Origin of the sequence: Stenotrophomonas sp. SPM (assembly GCF_003105135.1) — a bacterium.
GTDB lineage: Bacteria > Pseudomonadota > Gammaproteobacteria > Xanthomonadales > Xanthomonadaceae > Stenotrophomonas.
The window spans coordinates 1-4744 of sequence record NZ_QETL01000169.1 but is presented as its reverse complement, the minus strand read 5'-3'; the positions used below and the strand labels follow the sequence as shown (position 1 = coordinate 4744).

The 4744-nt window shown below is 68.8% G+C and carries 4 protein-coding genes; all 4 read left to right on the top strand.

All coding sequences use genetic code 11. From position 1 onward, the window contains the following. Window positions 1-217: 217 nt before the first annotated feature. On the top strand, window positions 218-2860 hold the full coding sequence (leuS, locus tag DCO49_RS19405) for a leucine--tRNA ligase (protein WP_116865380.1): 2643 nt from the start codon (window positions 218-220) through the stop codon (window positions 2858-2860). Between the two features lie 133 nt (window positions 2861-2993). After that, window positions 2994-3578: an LPS assembly lipoprotein LptE gene (gene lptE / locus DCO49_RS19400; RefSeq protein ID WP_116865379.1), complete on the top strand. Its 585-nt coding sequence runs from the start codon at window positions 2994-2996 to the stop codon at window positions 3576-3578. Window positions 3579-3591: 13 nt separating this feature from the next. Further along, entirely contained in the window at window positions 3592-4629 is a 1038-nt protein-coding gene (holA, locus tag DCO49_RS19395) for a DNA polymerase III subunit delta (protein WP_108769535.1), read from the top strand. Window positions 4630-4632: 3 nt separating this feature from the next. Further along, the coding region (locus tag DCO49_RS19390; RefSeq protein WP_165835758.1) for an adenylyltransferase/cytidyltransferase family protein at window positions 4633-4744 on the top strand (112 nt) is incomplete at its 3' end.

Below are 4744 nucleotides of genomic sequence, written 5' to 3'. Positions count from 1 at the left end.
GGCCGCCTTCGCCCTGCAGGGCGTGCTGGCGGCGCCGCTGGCGCAGCGGCTGGCCTTTGCCTGCTGGGCGGCCTGGCTGGCGCTGGCCCTCCCTCTGTCGCGGGCGCGCTGAGACGGCGGCCGGGCCACCGTCGCGCCGGGCTTTCCGGCCCGGGATTGGAGACGTTTGCCGCACTGCGGTACGCTGTACCGCTTTGCCGCCGCAACCGCGTGTTACATGACCAGCGCCGAACCCAACGTTTACGACCCGCAGCAGGTTGAATCCGCCGCCCAGAGCTTCTGGGATGCCACCCGCGCCTTCGAGGTCGACGAGACCTCGGACAAGCCGAAGTACTACTGCCTGTCGATGCTTCCGTACCCGTCCGGCGCGCTGCACATGGGTCATGTGCGCAACTACACGATCGGCGACGTGATCAGCCGCTACAAGCGCATGACCGGCCACAACGTCCTGCAGCCGATGGGCTGGGACGCGTTCGGCCTGCCGGCGGAAAACGCCGCGATCAAGAACAAGACCGCGCCGGCGGCGTGGACCTACAAGAACATCGACCACATGCGCAGCCAGCTGCAGTCGCTGGGCTATGCCATCGACTGGTCGCGCGAGTTCGCCACCTGCCGCCCGGACTATTACGTCCACGAGCAGCGCATGTTCACCCGCCTGATGCGCAAGGGCCTGGCCTACCGCCGCAACGCGGTGGTGAACTGGGACCCGGTCGATCAGACCGTGCTGGCCAACGAGCAGGTCATCGACGGCCGCGGCTGGCGCTCCGGTGCCCTGGTCGAGAAGCGCGAGATCCCGCAGTGGTTCCTGCGCATCACCGATTACGCCCAGGAACTGCTGGACGGCCTGGATGAGCTGGACGGCTGGCCGGAATCGGTCAAGACCATGCAGCGCAACTGGATCGGCCGTTCCGAAGGCCTGGAAATCCAGTTCGACGTGCGCGATGTCGACGGCAGCGCGCTGGACCCGCTGCGCGTGTTCACCACCCGCCCGGACACGGTGATGGGCGTGACCTTCGTGTCGATCGCCGCCGAGCACCCGCTGGCGCTGCACGCCGCGAAGAACAACCCGGAACTGGCCGCGATGCTGGCCGACCTTAAGCAGGGCGGCGTGTCCGAAGCCGAACTGGAAACCCAGGAAAAGCGCGGCATGGATACCGGCCTGCGCGCCGTGCATCCGGTCACCGGCGAGCAGGTGCCGGTGTGGGTCGCCAACTTCGTGCTGATGGGCTACGGCACCGGCGCGGTGATGGCGGTTCCCGGCCACGACCAGCGCGACAACGAGGTGGCCAACAAGTATGGCCTGCCGATCGTGCAGGTCATCGCCCTGAAGGATGCGCGCAACGACGATGAGCGCACTTGGGACGCCACCCGCTGGCAGGACTGGTACAGCGACAAGAGCCGCCAGACCGAACTGGTCAACTCGGCCGAATTCGACGGCCTGGACTTCCAGGGCGCCTTCGAAGCGCTGGCCGAACGATTCGAGCGCAAGGCCCAGGGCCAGCGCCGCGTCAACTACCGCCTGCGCGACTGGGGCGTGAGCCGCCAGCGTTACTGGGGCTGCCCGATTCCGGTGATCTACTGCGCCAAGTGCGGCGCGGTGCCGGTGCCGGAAGAACAGCTGCCGGTGGTGCTGCCGGAGGACGTGGCGTTCTCGGGCACCGGTTCGCCGATCAAGACCGATCCGGAATGGCGCAAGACCACCTGCCCGGATTGCGGCGGCGCGGCCGAGCGCGAGACCGACACCTTCGACACCTTCATGGAGTCGAGCTGGTACTACGCCCGTTACACCTCGCCGGGTGCCCGTGATGCCGTCGACAAGCGCGGCAACTACTGGCTGCCGGTGGACCAGTACATCGGTGGCATCGAGCACGCGATCCTGCACCTGATGTATTTCCGCTTCTACCACAAGCTGCTGCGTGACGCGCGGATGGTGGACAGCAACGAACCGGCGCGCAACCTGCTGTGCCAGGGCATGGTGATCGCCGAGACCTACTACCGCCCGAATCCGGACGGCTCGAAGGACTGGATCAACCCGGCCGACGTGGACGTGCAGCGCGACGAGCGCGGCCGCATCACCGGCGCCACCCTGATCGCCGACGGCCAGCCGGTGGTGGTCGGTGGCACCGAGAAAATGTCCAAGTCGAAGAACAACGGCGTGGACCCGCAGGCGATGGTCGGCAAGTACGGCGCCGACACCGTGCGCCTGTTCTCGATGTTCGCCGCACCGCCGGAGCAGTCGCTGGAGTGGAACGAGGCCGGCGTGGACGGCATGGCCCGCTTCCTGCGCCGCCTGTGGGCCCAGGTGCACAAGCACGCCGCCGACGGCGCCGCGCCGGCGCTGGACGTGGCCGCGCTGGATGCCAACCAGAAGGCACTGCGCCGCAAGACCCACGAGACCATCGGCAAGGTCGGTGACGACTACGGCCGCCGCCACAGCTTCAACACCGCCATTGCCGCGGTGATGGAGCTGATGAACGCATTGGCCAGGTTCGAGGACGCCAGCGAGCAGGGTCGTGCGGTGCGCCAGGAAGCGCTGCAGGCCGTCGTGCTGCTGCTGAATCCGATCACCCCGCACGCCAGCCACGCCCTGTGGCAGGTGCTGGGCCACGGCCAGACGCTGCTGGAAGACCAGCCGTTCCCGCAGGCCGACAGTGCCGCGCTGGTGCGTGATGCGCTGACCCTGGCCGTGCAGGTCAACGGCAAGCTGCGTGGCACGATCGATGTGGCTGCCGATGCCGCGCGCGAGCAGGTGGAGGCACTGGCCCTGGCCGAGCCGAACACCGCCAAGTTCATGGAAGGCCTGACGGTGCGCAAGATCATCATCGTCCCCGGCAAGATCGTGAACATCGTCGCTGCCTGATGTACCCGGCACCGGCCGCCGCCCAGGCGGCCGGTGCGTTGTCGCCACGGCCATCGGCCGATGGCCCTGCGTTCACGCGTCCTCGGGCACGCTGTCTGTTGCCGTGATCGCCCGGCTCCGCCAGACTGTTCCCATGACCCGAATTCTGCTTGCCCTCGTCCTTGCCCTCGGCCTTGCCGGCTGTGGCTTCCACCTGCGCAACAAGTTGATGCTGCCGACCGACACCGCCCCGGTGAAGGTGGTGTCCACCGCGCCCTACAGCGAGCTGGTCAAGCTGTTGAACCGCAGCCTGCTGGCATCCGGTGCGAAGCTGGCCGACGAGGACAGCAAGGATCCGGCAGCACAGCTGCAGGTGCTGTCCGAGCGCTGGGGTGACCTGCCCATCGCCATCGATGCACAGGGCCGTGCGCAGGAATACAGCCTGCGCTACGCGGTCATCTTCATCTTCCGCCGCGAGGATGGCAGCGAGCTAGTGCCGCAGCAGGTGATCGAACTGTCGCGCGACTACGTGTCGCCGCCGACCGACGCCACCGGTACCACCACCGAACGCGAGATCCTGGCCGACGAACTGCGCCGGGAAATGTCCGCCTCGATCATCCGCCGCATCGACAGCGTGGTGCGTGCCGAACTGGAACGCGGTGGCAGCCTGTCCGCGCCGAAGCCGGGCGTGACCACCAATGGCGAACCGGCGACGACGCCGGCGCCGGTCAAGCCCTGAGCTGCCGTCCACGATGGAACTGCGACCGGAGCAGCTGGCCAGCCAGGGCGGTGACACCGCGCTGGCGCCGGTATACCTGATCGCCGGCCCGGAAACCCTGCGCGTGCTTGAAGCCGCTGATGCGGTACGCGCACGCGCCCGTGCCAGCGGCGTCGACGAGCGCGAGGTGTTCGACGCCGACGGCCGCGACTTCGACTGGAACCAGCTCGACGCCAGCTTCAACGCGCCCAGCCTGTTCAGTGCGCGGCGCCTGGTGGAAGTGCGCCTGCCCAGCGGCAAGCCGGGCAAGGACGGCGCCGAGGTCATCAGCCGGTTCTGCGCCGACCCGGCGCCGGACGTGGTGCTGCTGATCACCGCCAACGAATGGAGCAAGGCCCACCAGGGCAAGTGGGCCGAGGCGGTCAACCGCGTCGGCGTGCTGTCGGTGGCCTGGGCGATCAAGCCGCACGAACTGCCGGACTGGATCGAGCGCCGCCTGCGCAGCAAGGGCCTGCGTGCCGACGGTGCCGCGGTGCAGCGCCTGGCCGAGCGCGTGGAAGGCAACCTGCTGGCTGCCGCGCAGGAAATCGACAAGCTGGCCCTGCTGGCCGACGGCCAGCCGCTGGACGTGGAACGGATGGAGTCGCTGGTGGCCGATGCCGCCCGCTACGACGTGTTCCGTCTGGTCGAAGCGACCTTCTCGGGCCAGCCGCAGGCGGTGCTGCGCATGCTGGCGGGCCTGCGTGGCGAAGGCGAGGCCGTGGCCGCGCTGATGCCGATCGTCATCCGCGAACTGCTGGCCGGCGCCGGCCTGGCACGGGTGCAGGCCCGTGGCGGCAACCTCGCCGCTGAAATGAAATCGCGCGGCATCTGGGAATCGCGGCAGGCGCCGTACAAGCGCGCGCTGCAGCGGCATCCGGAAGGCAAGCGCTGGGAACGATTCGTGGCCGAGGCCGGCCTGGTCGACCGCATCGCCAAGGGGCGTGCCGACGGTGACGCCTGGCTGGCGCTGGAGCGCCTGCTGGTGGCGGTGTCCGAGGCCCGTGCCGTGCGCCTGCTCGCGCGCGCCTGAGTGATGAGCCTGCGGATCTATTACGGGGGCACCTTCGATCCGGTGCACCTGGGCCATCTGGCCATCGCGCGCGCCGCACGCGACGAGCTGCAGGTGGCCGTGCGCATGTTGCCGG

Bases quoted from the DNA above. Each gene is read 5' to 3' on its own strand.
- leuS (WP_116865380.1), top strand. From the start codon at position 218: ATGACCAGCGCCGAACCCAACGTTTACGACCCGCAGCAGGTTGAATCC.
- lptE (WP_116865379.1), top strand. From the start codon at position 2,994: ATGACCCGAATTCTGCTTGCCCTCGTCCTTGCCCTCGGCCTTGCCGGC.
- holA (WP_108769535.1), top strand. From the start codon at position 3,592: ATGGAACTGCGACCGGAGCAGCTGGCCAGCCAGGGCGGTGACACCGCG.